Origin of the sequence: Paraburkholderia sp. RL18-085-BIA-A (genome assembly GCF_046027075.1) — a bacterium.
GTDB lineage: Bacteria > Pseudomonadota > Gammaproteobacteria > Burkholderiales > Burkholderiaceae > Paraburkholderia.
The window spans coordinates 1-1,511 of sequence record NZ_JARESU010000413.1; the positions used below are offsets into that span (position 1 = coordinate 1).

The following is a 1,511-nucleotide window of genomic DNA, read 5'->3' on the forward strand; positions in this document are numbered from 1 at the left end:
CTATTCGGCGGTAGCTCTTACGGTGTCGCCGGAACAGATTCAATGCGGAACCCCAGCCTGGCGGCGCGACGTTTGAGGGCAGCGATACTTCGTTGGCGTTGCTGCTCCTCGTAACGCTGCTGTCCCTGGTCGACGAAGGCCTCGCCGCGTGTCAGCATGAAATACACCATGCGCGCAAGCTTGTGCGCCACTGCGGTGTTGGCGCGTGGCTTGTCCATCCGGGCACACAGCCGGCGGTAAAAAGCGCCCAGCGCAGAGTCGCTATGGGAAAGGGTCATGGCCGCCATCTTGAGCGCTTGCCGCGCCCGGTTGGCCGAGCGTTTCGTGCCTGAGGACAATACCTTGCCGCCGCTGATCTTCGTGCCGGGCGTCAGCCCCAGCCAGGAACAGAAATGCTTCACGCTGGCAAAGCGGCTCAGGTCGGGGCCGATCTCGGACAGCAGTGTCAGGACGGTAGATACACCCAGGCCGTTGATGCGCGTGAGATCGACACCCGCCCAGTTGGCGAGTCTCTGCCGCTGGTCGAAGTTGCCTCGCAGCCTGGTGCCGGCCCTCGGCCCGGTACCCATGTCAACGTGGTGGCGGCCACTCTCGTCCACGAGCGTCTGCAGGCGGGCATCGCATTCGCCCAGATGACGGGCGATGTCGTCGTACATCGATAGCGCCTGCTTCAGCACAAACAGGTGTTCCTCTCGCCAGTTGCCTGTCAATGCGCGGGCGATATCGTCGGCACTGCGCCTGATCCGGCCGTGACGGTAGCGGGCCAGAACCTTCGGATCGCGTTCGCCCGCGACGATCGCGCGGATGATCGCCTGTCCCGTCGTCCCCATGATGTCGCTCAGCACCTCGGTGAGCTGGATATTCATCTGCACTAGCGTCTTCTGCATGCGCTGTACCCAGCTGGCCTGCTCGGTAAGCAGCACCTCGCGCTGGCGCGCCACCGCACGCACCACGCAGACCTTGTCGCCGGGGCGCCAGGCCGCCCGCAGCAGCCCCAGGCTCATCAGCTTCTGCAGCCACTGGCAGTCGAGCACATCGCTTTTGCGGCCAGGCACGTACTTCATCTGCCGCGCGTCGACCAGCCATACCGCCAGCCCGCGCCGCTCCAGCACCTCGTATACCGGTATCCAGTAGGCTCCGGTCGATTCGAGTGCCACCGTATCGACACCGCACGCCAGCAGCCAGTCGGCCATCGCGTTCAGATCGTCGGTCATCGTGCCGAATTCCCGCACCGGCGCATCGTCCGCGGTCCGGGGTACCGCTACCCAGTGGCTCGAACCACCTATATCGATGCCCGCTGCGTTCGGAAACATTTCGGGACTGTCTTCCCGCTTGCGCATCGCCATGGTTTGTCTCGCTATGGTTGATGGATGGCAGCGTCATGGGAAGCGTCAGATTGGACTCGATCTCTCAAACGGGATGCGGCTCGCGCCGCTCGCCACTGTCACCGACGACTCCCGGACCATGCTGAGTCCCGGGCTCGCTTCACGACGCTTGCCAACGTCGTAAGC

At 64.1% G+C, this 1,511-nt stretch carries 1 protein-coding gene; it reads right to left on the reverse strand.

Annotation, left to right across the window (positions count from 1 at the left end; translation table 11 throughout):
- Window positions 1-17 precede the first annotated feature (17 nt).
- Window positions 18-1,346 (reverse strand): IS110 family RNA-guided transposase, encoded by a 1,329-nt coding sequence (locus P0D89_RS52885; protein ID WP_408379608.1) that lies wholly within the window; start codon window positions 1,344-1,346, stop codon window positions 18-20.
- Window positions 1,347-1,511: the final 165 nt, after the last annotated feature.

Coding starts and splice junctions, on each gene's coding strand:
- P0D89_RS52885 (WP_408379608.1), bottom strand. CDS start 1,346: ATGGCGATGCGCAAGCGGGAAGACAGTCCCGAAATGTTTCCGAACGCA.